At 43.3% G+C, this 16,617-nt stretch carries 19 protein-coding genes; 9 read left to right on the top strand and 10 right to left on the bottom strand.

The features are described 5' to 3' along the window. Positions 1-64 precede the first annotated feature (64 nt). The 6 genes from M1K46_RS14880 (at position 65) to M1K46_RS14855 (ending at position 3,248) form a co-directional block, all read left to right on the top strand. Positions 65-619, top strand: coding sequence for a DJ-1/PfpI family protein (locus M1K46_RS14880; protein ID WP_197275474.1), 555 nt, complete (start codon positions 65-67; stop codon positions 617-619). Positions 620-672: 53 nt separating this feature from the next. Further along, positions 673-840 (top strand): YtzI protein, encoded by a 168-nt coding sequence (gene ytzI, locus M1K46_RS14875; RefSeq protein ID WP_256226579.1) that lies wholly within the window; start codon positions 673-675, stop codon positions 838-840. Positions 841-994: 154 nt separating this feature from the next. Then, positions 995-1,915, top strand: coding sequence for a DNA-3-methyladenine glycosylase family protein (locus tag M1K46_RS14870; RefSeq protein ID WP_062236409.1), 921 nt, complete (start codon positions 995-997; stop codon positions 1,913-1,915). Positions 1,916-1,945: 30 nt separating this feature from the next. Then, positions 1,946-2,362, top strand: a complete 417-nt coding sequence (locus M1K46_RS14865; protein WP_053355450.1) for a CBS domain-containing protein — start codon at positions 1,946-1,948, stop codon at positions 2,360-2,362. A gap of 5 nt (positions 2,363-2,367) precedes the next feature. Next, a complete protein-coding gene (locus M1K46_RS14860) occupies positions 2,368-2,931 on the top strand; it encodes a GNAT family N-acetyltransferase (protein ID WP_082316012.1) in 564 nt (187 codons plus the stop codon). A gap of 74 nt (positions 2,932-3,005) precedes the next feature. Next, entirely contained in the window at positions 3,006-3,248 is a 243-nt protein-coding gene (locus tag M1K46_RS14855; RefSeq protein WP_256226575.1) for a hypothetical protein, read from the top strand. A 241-nt stretch (positions 3,249-3,489) separates the two neighbouring features. Here M1K46_RS14855 and M1K46_RS14850 read toward each other — a convergent pair whose 3' ends face one another. The 5 genes from M1K46_RS14850 to M1K46_RS14830 all read right to left on the bottom strand — a co-directional run bounded on the left by M1K46_RS14850 (position 3,490) and on the right by M1K46_RS14830 (position 8,850). Further along, positions 3,490-4,680, bottom strand: coding sequence for a DUF4129 domain-containing protein (locus M1K46_RS14850; RefSeq protein ID WP_256226573.1), 1,191 nt, complete (start codon positions 4,678-4,680; stop codon positions 3,490-3,492). Next, entirely contained in the window at positions 4,677-5,903 is a 1,227-nt protein-coding gene (locus M1K46_RS14845; RefSeq protein WP_256226571.1) for a DUF58 domain-containing protein, read from the bottom strand. Before M1K46_RS14845 ends, M1K46_RS14850 begins: the two co-directional genes overlap by 4 nt. Continuing rightward, the gene (locus M1K46_RS14840) at positions 5,900-6,820 is read right to left on the bottom strand and encodes an AAA family ATPase (RefSeq protein ID WP_256226775.1); all 921 of its coding nucleotides are present in this window, start codon (positions 6,818-6,820) and stop codon (positions 5,900-5,902) included. Before M1K46_RS14840 ends, M1K46_RS14845 begins: the two co-directional genes overlap by 4 nt. A 138-nt stretch (positions 6,821-6,958) precedes the next feature. After that, complete coding sequence (gene bacA, locus M1K46_RS14835; protein WP_256226570.1) at positions 6,959-7,762, bottom strand: undecaprenyl-diphosphate phosphatase; 804 nt, start codon at positions 7,760-7,762, stop codon at positions 6,959-6,961. Between the two features lie 197 nt (positions 7,763-7,959). After that, a complete protein-coding gene (locus M1K46_RS14830; RefSeq protein ID WP_053355446.1) occupies positions 7,960-8,850 on the bottom strand; it encodes a peptidoglycan-binding protein in 891 nt (296 codons plus the stop codon). A 292-nt stretch (positions 8,851-9,142) separates the two neighbouring features. Between M1K46_RS14830 and M1K46_RS14825 the strand changes: the two genes are divergently transcribed. Then, a complete protein-coding gene (locus M1K46_RS14825) occupies positions 9,143-10,093 on the top strand; it encodes an aldo/keto reductase family protein (RefSeq protein WP_053355445.1) in 951 nt (316 codons plus the stop codon). A gap of 77 nt (positions 10,094-10,170) precedes the next feature. Here M1K46_RS14825 and M1K46_RS14820 read toward each other — a convergent pair whose 3' ends face one another. Next, complete coding sequence (locus M1K46_RS14820) at positions 10,171-10,323, bottom strand: aspartyl-phosphate phosphatase Spo0E family protein (RefSeq protein WP_231689152.1); 153 nt, start codon at positions 10,321-10,323, stop codon at positions 10,171-10,173. Positions 10,324-10,574: 251 nt separating this feature from the next. On the opposite strand from M1K46_RS14820, the gene M1K46_RS14815 reads away from it, so the two are divergent. Together M1K46_RS14815 and M1K46_RS14810 are read left to right on the top strand one after the other, a co-directional pair. Continuing rightward, positions 10,575-12,242 (top strand): SWIM zinc finger family protein, encoded by a 1,668-nt coding sequence (locus M1K46_RS14815; protein WP_256226569.1) that lies wholly within the window; start codon positions 10,575-10,577, stop codon positions 12,240-12,242. Further along, positions 12,235-15,012 carry a DEAD/DEAH box helicase gene (locus M1K46_RS14810; RefSeq protein WP_256226568.1) on the top strand — a complete coding sequence of 926 codons (2,778 nt, stop codon included), beginning with the start codon at positions 12,235-12,237 and terminating at the stop codon, positions 15,010-15,012. The genes M1K46_RS14815 and M1K46_RS14810 overlap by 8 nt, the downstream gene beginning before the upstream one ends. A 44-nt stretch (positions 15,013-15,056) precedes the next feature. Here M1K46_RS14810 and M1K46_RS14805 read toward each other — a convergent pair whose 3' ends face one another. The 4 genes from M1K46_RS14805 to sigY form a co-directional block, all read right to left on the bottom strand. Beyond that, positions 15,057-15,416 carry a group I truncated hemoglobin gene (locus tag M1K46_RS14805; protein ID WP_305585427.1) on the bottom strand — a complete coding sequence of 120 codons (360 nt, stop codon included), beginning with the start codon at positions 15,414-15,416 and terminating at the stop codon, positions 15,057-15,059. A gap of 63 nt (positions 15,417-15,479) precedes the next feature. Then, complete coding sequence (locus M1K46_RS14800) at positions 15,480-15,686, bottom strand: sigmaY antisigma factor component (protein WP_082316010.1); 207 nt, start codon at positions 15,684-15,686, stop codon at positions 15,480-15,482. Beyond that, complete coding sequence (locus tag M1K46_RS14795) at positions 15,676-16,002, bottom strand: YxlC family protein (protein WP_256226567.1); 327 nt, start codon at positions 16,000-16,002, stop codon at positions 15,676-15,678. The genes M1K46_RS14800 and M1K46_RS14795 overlap by 11 nt, the downstream gene beginning before the upstream one ends. Beyond that, complete coding sequence (gene sigY / locus M1K46_RS14790; protein ID WP_256226566.1) at positions 15,974-16,519, bottom strand: RNA polymerase sigma factor SigY; 546 nt, start codon at positions 16,517-16,519, stop codon at positions 15,974-15,976. Before sigY ends, M1K46_RS14795 begins: the two co-directional genes overlap by 29 nt. Positions 16,520-16,617: the final 98 nt, after the last annotated feature.

The following is a 16,617-nucleotide window of genomic DNA, read 5'->3' as shown; positions in this document are numbered from 1 at the left end:
TGAAAACAAACAATGTTCGACAAAGATAGGTATGCAAATAGTACCAGGAAGAATGGGTGAGGGCGTGAAAAAAAAGAGAGTACTTGTCTATCTCTATCCCCAGTTTCGAGAAGTAGAGATTATGGTGGCGCTGTCTATTGTCAGCCGATTTTATGAAGTCTTAACCTTCTCATTGCCGCATGGGGCAGTTACAAGTGAATGCGGCCTTACGATGCAGCCGTCTATTAAACTGAAGAATATTAATCCTCTTGAATATGATTTGCTGCTGATCCCAGGAGGCACGCAAGCCGGAAGCCAATCTGATCCCCGGCTGATCAGACTGATCAAAGCCTTTGATAGAGATGGTGTACGCATAGCTGCCATAGGCACGGGTGTGCTTCTGGCTGGAAAAGCAGGAGTATTGATCAACAAAAATTTTACGGCCTCTGTTCTTGAAGAGGAGCATAGAAGAGCCAAGGACTGGCTGACAGGAAGAGCTGTCAACCGGCCGGTCGTTGAAGATAAAAATATAATAACCGCCAAAAACAATGCATATATTGATTTTGGATTGGTCATCGGTGACAGACTGGGTTGTTTTAACAGTATAGATGATTACAATCTGTATAAAGGCAGAGTGTAGCAGGTTGCTTGCCTATGTTAAAATAAGGAATAATAAATAAAGGAGCTGTACACGTGTCGACTCTTCTTATTTCAATTGTTATGTCTGTCATCATCATTTTGTTCATCCTTGTTATTTTTGTTGTTGCGATATCAAAGGGATATTCCTATAAACATACGGTGGACAGCCTGGAGGAAAATCCGCACCTGCAAGGAAAAAAGGAAAAATCGCGCGATGCATAAAGCTGGCAGCCCATGCCGGCTTTTTTTTATTTTTCAGGCAAGGCCCATAAATTTAGACTGGAAAGTTTGAGGATGAGAGGGGATAATAAAGATGATGAGAGCGCATACATCGTTATGTGTTTTTTTACAAACTATGAAGTAAAAAGGAGAAAATATGTTAAAAGTAATTAGGCCTGCCTCACCCTTTGATTTCTCTAAGATGCTTCGGCGGGTGAGCAGTGCAGGAAAAAATAATATCGTGCATGTGGACATGGACAATCAAACCTATAAAAGAATGATTCACCTTAGAAATAAACCGATACTTATTCAGGTAAAAGCAGCGGGCAGCATTGACAATCCGGAGCTTATGCTGGAGCACCCCGATGGGCTTTCCACAAGGGAGCAGGATGAGCTGGCTGTTATGGTAAAACGCATGTTTTCCACGGAGATTGATATTAAACAATTCTATAGCCAATTTTCGGACCATAGACAGATTACGCCGCTCATCTCGGACTTTTTCGGTGTGCGTCTTGTTACCGATCCCGACCTTTTTGAATCCATGGTTAAGATTATAATTGGCCAGCAGGTGAATCTAACGTTTGCCGGTGTCTTGATCGACCGTTTGATTGTTCTTGCCGGTGAACACATTGAACATGAAGGAGAAATGTTCTCCGTTTTTCCAACTCCGGAAAAAGTGGCTTCACTGAATGTTGAACAGCTGAGGGAGCTCCAGTTCAGTCAGAGGAAAGCGGAGTATATTATAGATTTTTCAAGGTTGATCACTTCTGGAGCATTAGATACTGATTCCCTTTGGTCCATGACAGATGAAGAAGTAATGAATACGCTGCTGCCCATCAGGGGAATTGGCCGCTGGACGATTGAATGTCTCCTTATTTTTGCAATGGGGCGTACCAATGTTCTTCCGGCAGCTGATATCGGTTTAAGAAATGGTGTGCGTAAAGCATGGGATCTTGACTATCAGCCGACTGAAGAGGATGTAAGAAAGCTGGCTGAAGACTGGGCGCCATGGAACACTTACATTACGTATTATCTTTGGGAAAGCCTAGCGGTTGAACCCTTGATAAAAGAAAGATAAGAATGCGAATAGAACGAGGAGGAAGGTACTGTGAACATTGCTTTTTTTCTTTTGCCTAAAGAAGAAGTGGCTTTTTTAAAGTCTACCTCAACGATCAGGCAGGCACTTGAAAAACTGGAACATCATCGATATACGGCTGTTCCTGTGCTGGATGAAAAAGGAAGGTATTCTGAAACACTGACAGAAGGCGATTTGCTTTGGACGATTAAAAATACGCCAGGGTTGACGTTTGAAACGAGCCATCGTTTTTCCATCTCCGGCATCCAAAAAGACCGGGTCATCAAGTCCGTCTATATTAATGCTGAGATGGAAGATCTCTTGTCTTTAATTGCCACCCAAAACTTTGTTCCTGTGGTGGATGATCAGGGAGTATTTATCGGCATTGTCCGCAGGAGTGACATTATTGAATACTGCTCCAATCAGCTGTTTGCCATAAAGGGGACTTAAAAAGAATGGAAGAGATCTACTCTGAGTTTCCGCAATTAGAAACAAAGCGTTTTATTCTTCGAAACATTGAAGAAGAGGATGCAGCCGACCTGCATGAAGTATATTCTGATCCTGAGGTTGTAAAATTTTGGGGTACTGCTCCGTTTACTTCTATAGAGCAAACCAAATCCTTAATCTGTGACTTTCAAAAAGGTTATAGGGATCAGATGACGATCCGCTGGGGAATTGCGGAAAGGGAAGGAAACCGGCTGATCGGAACATGCGGATACCACAACTGGGCAAAAAAGAAGTTCAGGACAGAAATAGGATATGAAATACGAAAAAGCAAATGGCGCAAAGGTGTTATGAAAGAAGTACTCGGCTCCATACTTCCTTTCGCCTTTCAACACATGAAACTAAACCGGATTGGAGCACTTATTCATCCCGACAACCATGGCTCTGCAATACTTGTATCAAAATTTGGTTTTCACGAAGAAGGGTGCCTCAGAGACTATCAATGTGTTGATGGTGAATTTCAAGATTTAGTGATGTACAGTTTGCTCAAAAAAGACATATTAACTCAAACATAGCATGGATGGAGTTAGGCGTTGAGCCTAGCTTTTTTTATTTAACAGAGAATACTGCCTGGCAGTGGTATAACGAAATGTATGGGGAGTTTCTCATTCAAATATTCAATGAGTGGGTGGAGCATGATGTAGGCTCGGTATATGTCATGAACTTTGAATGGGCACTGGCTTTGTGGATTGGAATCCCTTCATCCATTTGTATTTTTTCAGAAAAGTGCGGTCAGGCAGCAGCAATGGAACACACAGGTGAGTTGTTTGCCTGTGATCATTTTGTCTATCCTGAATATGGGTTAGGAAATATTAAAGAGGGCTTAGTATAAATAGATTTTTGGTTTCATGAGCCAGGATTAAATTATCTATGTGCATCTTATCTCAACTATTTCAAGCACATTGATCCCTCTATGAAAAGGATGAAACAGCTGCTGCAGGATGGTATGCCTGCTTCGTATATTATGATGGAAACCAGTTGGCTGAACACGGCCAGCTATTCATTAGCAAAAACATCACACTCAGAACCGCTTCTGAATGTGATGTTTTTTTATTCTATTCGAGGGGGAAACATCAGGTCCTTTCTTCTCTATTCCGTTTCTTGAACTCTCCTGTAAGGCTTCGTGTTTCTTTTTTAAAGAAATCCAGCTCGTCCGAATCAAGTGAAAGGCCTCCATACCGGACCTTATTATAAGACGTTGATACGATCTCAATCGCTGTTTTCGGCAGATCGAGACGATGCAGCCATTCAGTAACGGATTCGTCATAGGCACGGCCGCCCCCTAGTTTTGTCATGCGTTTTTCAAATTGGATATAAACTTTTCTCGCCTCATCGGCCGGTGTTTTCCAAAAACGGCGCCTTTTAAGAGCAGGCTTTTCGCCGGGCATAATGGGCTGAATACTTTGTGAGGATATCGTCTGACCCAATGTTGATAGAATCCTTCTTCTGAAATAGATTAAGAGGGCGAGCAGGATGACTGCACAGATGATCCACAATATCCATTGGTTGTGAAAAGGTGATACGTGAGGCAGTCCTTTCACTTTTTTGCTTCCTTTAAATGATCCAGCAAAGGCTTCAGCTCTCCTTTTGCCGCCATCAGAAATGGGAAGAAGGCTGTAAAGAAAGAATAGAGGTTTGCTTAAAATCTTAAATACAGCATAGAGTAGTAGACCCATCAAATTTTTGAACAAGAAGGAAAAGAAAGGGAAAGCAAGGTATGCAGCAACTGCTGAAGATAGCAGCACCGATAACGATAATATTCCTTGCTTTGTGTTCTGAAAACAAGGTTTCCCATCATTCAAATTTCGATGATAGCTTTTAAGCAGGATAAGATAGGCAAGCTGTACTGTCGGAATGAGGAGCAAAGCCTCAGGAATGTTCGGAAAGAAAATATACTGAAAGAATGCCAGTACAAAAGAGACAATCCAGATCACTTCCATGTCTTGCTTAATGGGCTCAGACCAGTTAGCCCATGCTCGCCAGGCTATGATCCCTGCGAGAAGGAAAGAAAAGGCGGCGCCAAACCCAAAAAGATAAGCAATTCCAAAAGCAATAGGGCTGAGAAGGATGATTTTACCCACGCTCATCTTTTTCGAAAAGGTAAAAAGCAAAACAAATGGTAAGCAGCCAAGAATATAAAGAGCAAAAAACCTTAAAAACAGGATAAGACTGAAAGGCAGCAGGATGATTACGATTAAATAAAGAAGCAGACTGTCAAACGAGTAATTAAGAGAAAAGGTGAGAAGCTTCCCTTTGTTTTTCATGAGATGGCTCTCCTTGCAGACCATTTTGAAAGATAAGCCCCTTCTTCTTGTTCTATAATCCGATAGACAGGGCTCCCGTGCTTCTGCCACTTTTGAAAGTACAGCTCTTGCCTGTCATCTTCATCAAGGTTGCCTGCCAGTATAACCACAGGAACCGTGCTTGAAATTTCGCGGTCTGATTTTGCAAGCAGCTCAATGAGGGGCAAGGTTACACTTGAAACACTGATACGGGCAAGTGTTTCGAGTACTTTTAACAGATGAGCACGGTCCTCTCCTTTTTCCACTTTAAGAAAACCAACAGCACCGGGAACACGGATATTCATAAAGATTTCATACGGAATACCGGCTGAAGAAGCATGCTGGCACATAAAGGTTAAATAACTGAGCTGGTTTTCCATTGTCTCACTCTGAAAAGGGGAGGTCCCATAGGAGGATGACCCAACATTGACGATAAAGGCCCATTTGTATTCTGTTGTTTTCTCTACAACTTTCGTCTTGAGTGAAGCTGAAGCTGCTGTTGCTTTCCAATGGATCCTGTTATAAGGATCACTCCTTTCATAGTCTCTTACACCTGCAGGAGAAGCCGGATCTTCAAACAATGACCGTGAAAAAGGATGGAAACCCTGGCCGAACTGCAGCAGCGGCTTGATACCGATCACTGGGAGAGGAGCAGGAAATACTATCACTTCCGTTCGGTAGATGGGATCAAAGGCCAGGAGGAGGAGACCATATCCCATGACATTCCGGATGCTGAGTTCAATACGGTTCAGCTTCACGGCCCCCCGTTTTTTTCCTGTAACTATAAGCTCCTGCTCCAGCCGTGACTTTTTAGGGACAGCAAATTGCCACTCATAATCCTTTTGCTTTAAATTTTTCTTTTCATGCGTAAGTACTGCGTTATCAACATCAATGGCATCGGAAGCGGTAAAGGTCATCGTTCCACGGATCTGCGGCCAGCTGCCTTCATAGGAAAGGGTAAGAGGCAGGCTGTCTGTATCGCCCGGAAAAAGCCGGATGCTCCTTCGCGGGTTTTGAAAAACAAGTTGATCAGCAGCAGACCGGAAATAAAGGCGGCTGAGATAGTATACGGCTCCGAATAAGCAAGCAAGCGCTAATACAGCAGGTGATTTTTTATAAAAACTGATGGCAGCTAAAACTCCGCCGGCACTTAACGAGGCCTGAAGAAGCTTGGGTACGGCAAGCTCTTTCCGCCAGACACTCATGACCCAGCACCTGACTCGACCGGGACTTCAACGGATTTCAAGATCTCCTGAATGACCTGATGCTTTGTTTTTCTCAGCGTTCCTTCAAGCGAGAGGACCAGACGGTGGGACAGAACATAAGGGGCCATCAGTTTTATGTCATCCGGTGTGACGTACATCCGTCCATGAATCAGAGCATGGCCCTGAGATGCACGCATAAAGGCAAGCGTTCCCCGCGGGCTGACGCCAGCTTCAGCAAATCCTGATTCTCTTGTCGCATGAACAATGGACAGCAAATAGTTCTCAACATCGTCCGATAGTTCCACTTCCTTTACTATGTCTTGCATTCTATGTAAATCCTCCAGAGAGAAGACGGCTTCAAGCAGATCGAGAGGTTCCTGCTTTCGATACAGAGAGATCATCCTCTTTTCTTCTTCAAATGAAGGGTATCCGGTCTGTATTTGAATGAAAAAACGGTCAAGCTGTGCTTCCGGAAGGGGAAAGGTACCTTGAGATTCAATCGGATTCTGGGTAGCGATGACAATAAAAGGAGAGGGAAGCTTGGTTGTTTCCCCTTCAATGGTAACTTGCTTCTCCTCCATTATTTCAAGCAGGCTGGACTGTGCCCTTGGTGTAGCTCTGTTAATCTCATCAGCCAGCAGTATGTTCGTCATTACCGGTCCGACGCGAAGCTCGAAATCCTGTTCTTTCGGGTTGAAAAATTTAATCCCCGTTATATCACTGGGAAGGACATCAGCCGTAAACTGAATCCGTCTGAATCCGCCGCTGATGGACTTGGCCACACTTTTAGCCAGCACCGTCTTCCCGGTGCCTGGCACGTCTTCTAAAAGAATATGTCCTTTATTAATAAGTGCAATCATGATCAAGTCGACAATTTTTTCTTTTCCGACTAATACTGACGCTATATTACGTTTCATGCGTTCTGTTTGCTGAAGGATATCCAATTTTATTTCCACCTTTATTTTCCATTTTTCTAATATATTCTACAAAAACGGTGAAAAACCTCCAACAAAAAAAGACGGCGAAAAACGCCATCTTTTATCTGAAATTGAAAATTAAAGCCAAATGATCGCAGCTAAAACTGCGGCAAGTATAAAACGATAATAGGCAAATGGAGTAAGTTTTACTTTTGCAATCAAGCGGATAAAGAACAGAATAGCAACGACCGCGACAATAAAGGCCGTGATGAATCCTGCTGCAAAGAATGGAAGATCAGCTCCGCTAAGCACATCCCAGCTTTTATACAGATCAAGACCGCTTGCAGCAATCATAATTGGGACTGCAAGAATAAATGTGAAATCTGCAGCTGTTCTGTGGCTTAAGCCGAGCAGCACACCGCCAGAAATGGTCGCGCCCGAACGGGAGAAGCCGGGCCAAAGTGCAAGACATTGAAACAGCCCAATGATAAATGCTTGTTTATACGTAATTTGATCAAGGGTAGCTGCCGTAATTTTCTTCTTCTTCTTTTCCGCATAAATCATCAGCAGACCGCCGGCAATTAAGCTGAATACAACCGTACTTGTAGAGAATAAATATTTTTTTACAGCATCATGAGCGAGAAGCCCGAACACAACAGCCGGCAGCATGCCCGCAAAAATGTGGAGTAAATTCAAATGGCCTTTTTGGCCGTTTTCTGTCTCCACCTTGCCTACACCGAGAAGGCTCCACAGTCTTTTCCAATATAGAACCACAACAGCTAGGATGGAACCGAGCTGTATAACAATTTCAAACGTTTTCGCTTTGTCCCCTGTAAACCCGAGAAAATGCCCGGTAATAATTAAATGTCCGGTGGAGGAAACAGGTAGAAACTCTGTTAATCCTTCTACCATTCCCATAATAATCGCAATCCAAAGAAACATACATTCACCAGCCTGTTCACTAATTAGTCAAATACTGTACTATTATAAAAGATATTTGCCGAAAAACATATAAAGATATTGTGACAACGCAAAAAAGCTGAAGCAGCAGTTCATAGAATAATCCGCACTAACAACGTTCGCAGCCCAAACAAAAAAAGAGACGGCACATGTCCGCCTCTTTTCTTAAAATGCAAAGATTATTTATCCAGGATGGTAACTTTAACGTTCTTGCGTCCCCATTCGGTTGCTTTTTGTTTAGAAGAATAGAAGACATCGATTCTGTTTCCTTGAATGGCGCCGCCTTTGTCAGCAGCTACTGCATAGCCATAGCCTTCTACATACACTTGAGAGTTTAACGGAATAACATCCGGGTCAACAGCGATGACTTTTACGTCTGGATTCGCTTTAAGATTTGTACCGTTTGCTGTTACGCCGCTGCATCCATCGCAATCAGCGGTGTAGGCTGTTGCTTCAACAGATACTGTTTTTCCTTGTTTCTGATCAGTAGAAGCAGCCTTTACTGGTGCTGAGGCTTTTTGTGCTGGAGCAGAAGATTCAACTTCTGTTCTCACACGAACGCCATTTTCACCATAAAGAGCTTTAATGGTTTGAGGACCCGTTAATCCGTCAACAGCGATGCCTTTTGCTTTTTGGAAAGCTTTTACTGCATTCACAGTAACCGGACCATAAATGCCATCCACAGTATAGTTATAGAATCCTTGGTCTTTTAATTCACTTTGCAATCCTGAAACTGCATAGCCTTTATTGCCTTGCTTTAGTATATTTGATTTTCCTAAAGAGGACTGAAGAAGTGCCTCAGCAGTTCTTTTTCCTGCTATTCCATCTACTTTTAATCCGTTTCTCTTTTGGAAATCTTTCACGGAAGCCGCTGTAATATCTCCATAAAAACCTGTTGTTTCAGTGTAATGAAAATATCCCTTATCTTTGAGTTTTTGCTGCAATTGATGCACGTCTTTATCCCACATGCCCTGTTTTAATGTATGGTCCCCTAACGCGGCTTCCCCTACTAGTGGAGAACTCATCATTACTCCAGCGATCGCTCCTGTTGCAATTACTTTTTTAATCATATGTAGTACCTCCTCAAGTACGAAAAGTTTTAGTTAAAAAGGATATGTTTTCCTTCATAGCCAATTGCAATTGTACAGGGTGTGTATGACAGGCAGGTTAGAGTAAGGTAACAAAACGATTACATAATTATTTCGAAATAGTTCTATATCCCTCCAACCATTGAATTATTTACCTGATGAACTCAGGGCATGACTGGGGTGTGAGGTTTTACTTGCTGTAATTCTTTATAATTTTCAGAAAACTGTTAAACTTGTATCGTACCTATTTATTGAAGGAAAGGTGGAATTTTTCATGGAATATCGCCGACTTGGAAAAACTGGATTGAAGGTAAGCGAGATTTCACTCGGCAGCTGGCTGACAACGGCTGGCTATGTGGAGAAAGAAAACGCGGAGGCCAGCATAAATAAAGCGTTTGACCTCGGCATTAACTTTTTCGACACCGCCAACGTCTATATGCGCGGAGAAGCTGAGAAGGTTGTGGGAGGGGTATTGAAAGATTACCAGAGAGATTCCTATGTTCTCGCAACAAAAGCCTTTTGGCCGATGGGAGAAGGTCCGAACGATAGAGGGCTTTCCCGCAAACATGTCATCGAGCAGTGCAATGCCAGTCTGCAGCGGCTCGGTCTGGATTATGTTGATATCTTCTATTGTCACCGTTATGACAAAGAAACGCCGCTCGAAGAAACATTGCGGGCCATCGATGATCTGATCAGGCATGGAAAGGTTTTGTATGCGGGAGTAAGTGAATGGACTGCAGAACAAATTTCTGAAGCGGTCCACCTTGCGGACAAAAAATTATTGGATCGAATTGTTGTCAGTCAGCCTCAATATAATATGTTTGAACGCTATATTGAAAAAGAAGTGATCCCTGTCAGCGAGAAACACGGAATCGGCCAAGTCGTATGGTCACCGTTGGCACAGGGGGTGCTAACAGGTAAGTACAAAATAGGAGAAGAAGCTCCGAAGGGAAGCCGCGCAGCAGATGAGAACAGTAAAAAGGCTATATCCCGCCATCTGACAGACGAGAAGCTTCAGAAAGTAGAACAGTTAAAAGGGGTTGCGGCAGAAACCGGTATCTCTGTTGCACAGCTTGCCCTTGCCTGGATCTTACGGCAGGAGAATGTTTCAAGCGCGATCGTAGGAGCGAGCTCTCCGGATCAGCTGGAGGAAACCGTGAAGGCCTCCGGCATTAAACTCTCCTCTGAGACTCTCGAGAATATTGAGAACATTCTTCAAAATTAATAGAATTCAAAAACGGCGGGAGACTTCCCCGCCGTTTTCTGCGTTATGCAGTTTTACGTTCTGTGTTATTGCGCTGGTTATTGCTCGATATACTGTTTTGGGCGACCCTTCATTCGGGAAAGGAGATTCAGCAAATGATCTAGTTCCTGGCTGCATTTCACGGTGACTTCTGCTGTCAATCCGTAGGTTTTCCCAAGACAAAGCAAAACTTCGCGCTTTTTTTCAATCATTTGTAATAACATCTTTCATTCACGACTTTCATGAGGGATTTTGTCACAAAAACTAGTATGAAGCAAAACTTAAATTTCGAAAAGAGATTTGATAAAAGTAGTCAAAATATTACAAAAAATGGTGTTGAATTATCTGTAATAATGGGCAATATAGTCCATTATTTTTTTGTTGTTGAAGGAATGAAGCACAACATTGAATGGAACCTCCTTAAATTTGATATAATGGATGGTACTATATTACGGAGGCTCACATGTTAAGTAAGCAGATTCCTAAAGACGTTGTTCTGGAACTTGGAAAAGACGTGTTGTTTCATTTTAGTGGAGAAGTGATACAAGAAGGCTATGCGCTTTACCAAAAAGGCGCTGTATACAATATTAATGTGGATAACAAGACTGTAACAGGAAGTGTTTCTGAAGAGAGTGGATATGCGGTAAGTCTTGATCTTGAGCATTTTTCAGAGAGCAGCTGTTCATGCTTCAGCTCAGAGCCATGTGCTCATAAGCTGGCTGTGTTTTTTCAGCTGTATGCCTCTTTTGGACCTCCCTATCAGCTTATATTGGAATGGAAAAGCAAGAGAGGAAAACAAAAGAATGAACAGCAGGAAGCCATGATTTCTTCAGCTGATCAGCAAGAGAGCAGCACAAAGAATGCTGAACCGAAAACGAGAAAACGGGTGATTCAAAACATACTTTCTGTTGATGAATGGAAAAAGAACTTTAATCAGCGCTTTGAAGACTTTGAAAAGAATAAGATGCAGAATCTGACCTTTAAAGAGCTGGAAAGGGGAGAAGGCTATACCTTCACCCACATCCATAAGGAGTTTTATCCAGGTCTATTGAATGCTGCCAGTTTTATGGATGATGACATAGGAAAGCTGTATCGGTTTCATGCACAGCTTGAAACCTTCCTAAGGCTTACGGAATATGAAAAGCAATATGGGGTGCCCGATTATTTAGCTTCACATTTTAAACTTAATCTCAGCCAGCTGGTCGATGGGATGTTCAAAACGGCTATGGAGATTCAGGCAGAAAGGCTTAAGTCGGAACATCTGGATTTAATTGAAGAAAGTTTAAAAGAATTCCAGAATATATTTAAGCTTTCCGCCCGTTATTTTGATATTATTTTTCGTGTCTTTCAAGTAGGCTGGGCGACCATTTACCATGTGGACCAATGGGTAGTAGCTTATGAAAAGCAGCTTCTGGAGGAAAAGGAAAAGGGTTCCCGGGCTCAGTTTCTGGATATGGCGCTCGTTCACTTTGCCTTTTTGAGGGATGACCTTACAGAAGCTTATCAGCGGATGGAAAAAACAGAGCAGTTTTCTTCCCGTCATGCCTTAATATGGCTTGAGCTGCTTTTTCATTGGGAAAAGTGGGAGTCTTTACTGAAATGGCTGCTCGCCTTGAAGCCGGAATTTTACCGGAAGACGCAGGATTATTACCGGGATGCGTCTGTTCGGGAACAGTTTCACCAATATATTGAATACTTTTGGAAATATGCACAGTACACGGGGGAGGAAAAGGAGTATGAACAGATGCTCGTTGACTGCCTTCCGGTAACTTTTTATGAATACAATGAATTTTTGCACGTCCAGCAGGATTTTAAGCGCTGGGTCGAGCTTCAGATCTTAATGGGGTATTCGCCTTCCTTGATTAATGGTACGGATTTAAAAGAAGTGGAGCAGCTGGATATGGAAGTGCTTCTTCCGCTGTACCACCAGTCCGTTGACCGGCTCATCAGGGAGAAAAACCGCAAATCCTATAAGCTGGCCATCCGTTTCTTGAAAAAGCTTCAGTCAATCTATAAAAAGCTGGACCGAGACGTGCAGTTTGATGATTATATTGAAAAGCTGGCTACCCAGTATGCCAGACTCCGCGCTTTTCAGGAAGAGCTAAGGAAAGGAAAATTCATACATGATTGATGTGACCGCCATTGTACTTCATGCCAGATGGCTGAACGACAACAGAATGGTGTTCTGGGGAGAGCAGAAAGGGCGCAGACTCCATGTGGATGACTGGATGCCCATGCTGTTTGCCTGGCATAAAAAATCTTATTATGGAACGTTTATCGAACGAGATGATGATCAATATGTTTATGTGTCTGCTGTTGATGCGTTTCGTCTGTTCACAGGGCATCCGCATTTTTTCCTGAAACAGGGCAATTGGAGCGCAGAGGCTCAAGACATGATCACTCACGCCCGGGAGCTGGATGTATCACTGCAGGAACACCGAGTAAAACCCAGTTTTGAATCCTGGAAAAAAGGTGAATGGAAATGGGAGATAGAAGCCACCGGGAAAGAACTGTCCCATTGGCTGAACACGGCGATCGATGAACTCGCTCTTGAAGAACCAGAAAGATTGGATGCGGATCCTGCCTTTTTCGACCGGTTTCCGTTTCAACATCTTCTCGAAAAAAATACACTTTATGAAAATCTGTCAGAGGAATCATGGCTCGTTAAACTGGGTTGGAAAAAAGATGAAAAGCCGTTCGATGTCCTTCTTGAGCTTCAGGAACCTGAAGAAGATGATCGATATTGGAAACTGGATGTGCTGCTGGAGGATAAGGAGAGCAGCATCCACTTTGACTGGACAGGGGCAGCGGAAGATCTTCCGGAAGAATGGCAGCCCTTTACGCACCGAATAGCAGAAGATCTTTCTTTTGCCGGTACACTTGTATCTTTTCTTCAAAAGAAGGATGGTTCTTTTAAAACGAAGCTGACGGAAAATGAAGCATGGGATTTTTTAAATGAGAAGAGTCAATGGCTGGAAGAAGGGGGATTTAAAATCCTTCTTCCTTCATGGTGGGAAGCGCTGAAAGATCTTCAGCCGGACCTGAAAGCGAAAGTGAAAAGTTCATCTGGCGGATACGCTCCGTCATTTTTAGGGCTGGATTCCATCGTGCAGTTCGACTGGAAAGTTTCCACAGGCGACATCGAATTGAGCGAAGAGGAGTTCCTGAAGCTCGTTGACAGCCGCAGGCGCCTAGTGAAAATTAAAGGGAAATGGTTCAAACTCGATCCTGCTTTTATCCGTGAGGTCAGTCAGGTTATGAAGAGTGTGAACCGCAAAGGCCTTCAGCTGAAGGATATTTTGGAACAGCACCTCATGCAGCCCGGGAAAGACGGCAATGAAGAAGAGCCTTCCTTGCTGCGCTATGTCAATATTGAGCTGAACACAGACCTTGCCAAAATGGTCGAACAGCTGTCTGAAGTGAAAGAGATCCCGATTCAGCCTACGGCCCCAGGCTTTCAGGGAAGTCTTCGGGACTACCAAAAAACAGGGAGCTCCTGGCTTCAATTTTTAAGGAAGTTCGGTCTTGGAGGATGTCTGGCGGATGACATGGGACTGGGGAAAACAATCCAGACCATCGATTACCTGCTTCAAACAAGAAAAGATAATGAAGAGGGGGGATTTCCTGCACTTCTAATCTGTCCGACTTCTGTCATTGGAAACTGGCAGAAAGAACTGCAGCATTTTTCACCTGATTTAAACGTGTTCCTTCATTATGGATCTTCAAGGATAAGAGGAGAGCCATTTATCAAGTCGATTCAGGGGGCGGATGTTGTATTAACCTCGTATACGACCGCACAGCTGGATGAAGAAGATTTTCAGCATGTCTTGTGGGATGCGATCATTTTAGATGAAGCTCAGAATATAAAGAACAGTTTTACAAAACAATCAAGGAGCATCCGCCGTTTATCGGGAAGGCATAAAATTGCGCTGACCGGCACACCAGTAGAGAACCGGCTGCTTGAGCTTTGGGCCATATTTGATTTTCTTAATCCCGGTTACCTGGGAAGTGAAGCCGCCTTTCGAAAACGTTTCGTCCTTCCTGTTGAAAGAGAGCACGATAACAGCCGGCTGAAACAGCTGCAGAGCCTCGTTCAGCCTTTCTTATTGAGAAGGACCAAACAGGACCCACACGTACAGCTGAACCTTCCGGAGAAACAGGAGATTAAAGAGTATGTCCATCTAACGGCAGAGCAGGCATCCTTATACGAACGGATGATTCAGGATACGTTTCAGCAGCTTGAGCAAGAAGGCGGCATGAAGCGAAGAGGGCTGATTTTAGCTTTATTAGGCAAGCTGAAGCAGGTTTGTGACCATCCGGTTCTATATCTGAAGGAAGAAAAGAAGAACAGGCTCGAGGAGCGATCGAATAAATTTTCGAAGCTGGTGGAACTCTTGGAAGCCATAAGAGAAAAGGGCGAAAGGTGTTTGATCTTTACGCAGTTTTTATTTATGGGCAATCTGATTCAGGACTATATCGCGAACCGCTGGAACGAAGATATGCTCTTTTTGCACGGAGGAGTGCCTAAGGCTAAACGCGATGAAATGATTGAAAAGTTTCAGGATGGAAAACACAGTGTGTTCGTGCTGTCCTTGAAAGCTGGGGGGACAGGGTTAAATCTTACAGAAGCAAACCATGTGATTCATTTTGACCGCTGGTGGAACCCAGCTGTAGAAAACCAGGCGACAGACCGTGCCCACCGAATCGGGCAAAAACGGTTTGTGACCGTTCATAAGATGATCACGCTCGGTACGCTTGAAGAGCGGATTGATGAAATGCTTGAAAGCAAAAAAGAGCTTAGCGAAAAAGTCATCACGAGTGAAAACTGGATTACAGAGCTTTCTACTCAGGAACTCAGAGAGCTTTTTGTCCTGCGGAAGGAATGGGTAGAAAAAGAGTAAAAAAAGAGGAGCAGACTCAGGATTGAGCAGCTCCTCTTTTTTTATTATTTATAAAGTATGTCATCTCTTAGTGTATTGACGTGATCAACTGCTGTTTCAATATCTTGTTCGGGCACGTTAAACTCCTGAAGCGCTTCTTTTAAGTGAAGAACAATGGCGTCGAAATGCTCAGGCTGGAGATTCATGCCTTCATGTACCTTTGCCATCGACTTTCCGGAATACTGAGCGGGTCCGCCCAAAGCGAAACTCAAGAACTTGGTTTGATGTTTCCTCTGATTTTCCATATCGATATTTTCGAAAAAATAATTTACACTCGAATCGGCCAAAACTTTATCATAAAAACGGTCAACCACTTTTCCTATGGAGTCTTTGCCACCCAATTTTTCGTAAAGTGATGTCTGCAATGATATCTCCTCCTTATGTTACCATTTTCCCCACAAGAGGACAGACATAAACGCTAAGGAGATTTATGGTTTGGACCTGAACACTTTTCTTGCGAATATGAGGTAAAAGAGGAGAGGGAACGGACATTGGATCAATCCCCATAGAGACCAGAACCAATAACGGTAGCCGCGTTTCCTTCCGTCCAGAAACAGCCATGTGCTCTGGCAAAGAAGAATGATGACAACGAGAATTAGTGTCCAAAGCGGCTGGCCGTGTATGTTATGTGTCATTCCATTCACCTTCTTTTCTATGATGTTTATAAAGAAACAGAATAGCACCAATCAGTACGGGAGCCTGAAGGATGACGAAAACAGAAGGGAGCCGAATAAGCATAGCTGCCACGCAGAACAGAACTGCAGCAGCTATCACTCCAAACAGGGCAAGCTCTTTAGCGAGCTGTCTTTTATTTCTGCTGGTTTCCTCAGCTACCATTTGTTCAAAAAAGGCAAGGTCTGGCACGCTGAATTCTTCATATTTTTCAATCTGTGAGAGGCTTTCCTTGAGCTTATCTTCAAGGTTATTTGCTGAGTCTGGATTCTCCTTCACTTTCAGCTAACTCCTTTCTAATGAATCTTAACCCGGTATGAACCCGAGATTTAACCGTTCCGGCGGGAATATTCAGCATGTTCCCGATCTCGTCGTACGTATAACCGTAATAATGCTTTAGGATTAAGGGGGTTCTTGTTTCTTCGTTTAAAAGGCTTACGGCATCTAGCACTTCATTCCATTCTTCATTGATGAAAGCGGCTTTCCATTTCAGGTTTCGGGATGCCTGTTCGTGCTCTTGGTACTTCTGCTCGGTTTTCTTGCGTCTGAACTGGTCGATGTATAGATGGGATGCGATGGAAATGAGCCAGGAAGAAAATTTAGACTTTCCCTCGTATAACCCAATCTTTTGAATGCATTTAAGCATGGTCTCCTGTACAAGGTCTTCTGCTGTTGAACGGTTCATCGTTATTTTCAGTACATAATGAAACAAAATAGAATAATTTTGCTGCAGCAAGAGAGAAAGAGAATGCTGGTCGCCCTTTTTTGCTTTTTTGACCAAATCTTTTTCTTCCATCTTTACGGTGTCCTCCTTGCGACCTGATTCATGAATCAATAGTAATACGTTTTGTGAAGGTAAATCGTTCGTTCTGTTAAAAAATATCTTTTATTAAT

The sequence above is a fragment of the Fictibacillus sp. WQ 8-8 genome (assembly GCF_024494405.1).
GTDB classification, from domain to species: Bacteria; Bacillota; Bacilli; order Bacillales; family Fictibacillaceae; genus Fictibacillus_C; species Fictibacillus_C marinisediminis.
The sequence above is the reverse complement of the archived record's forward strand: the minus strand, read 5'-3'. Positions and strand labels throughout refer to the sequence as shown.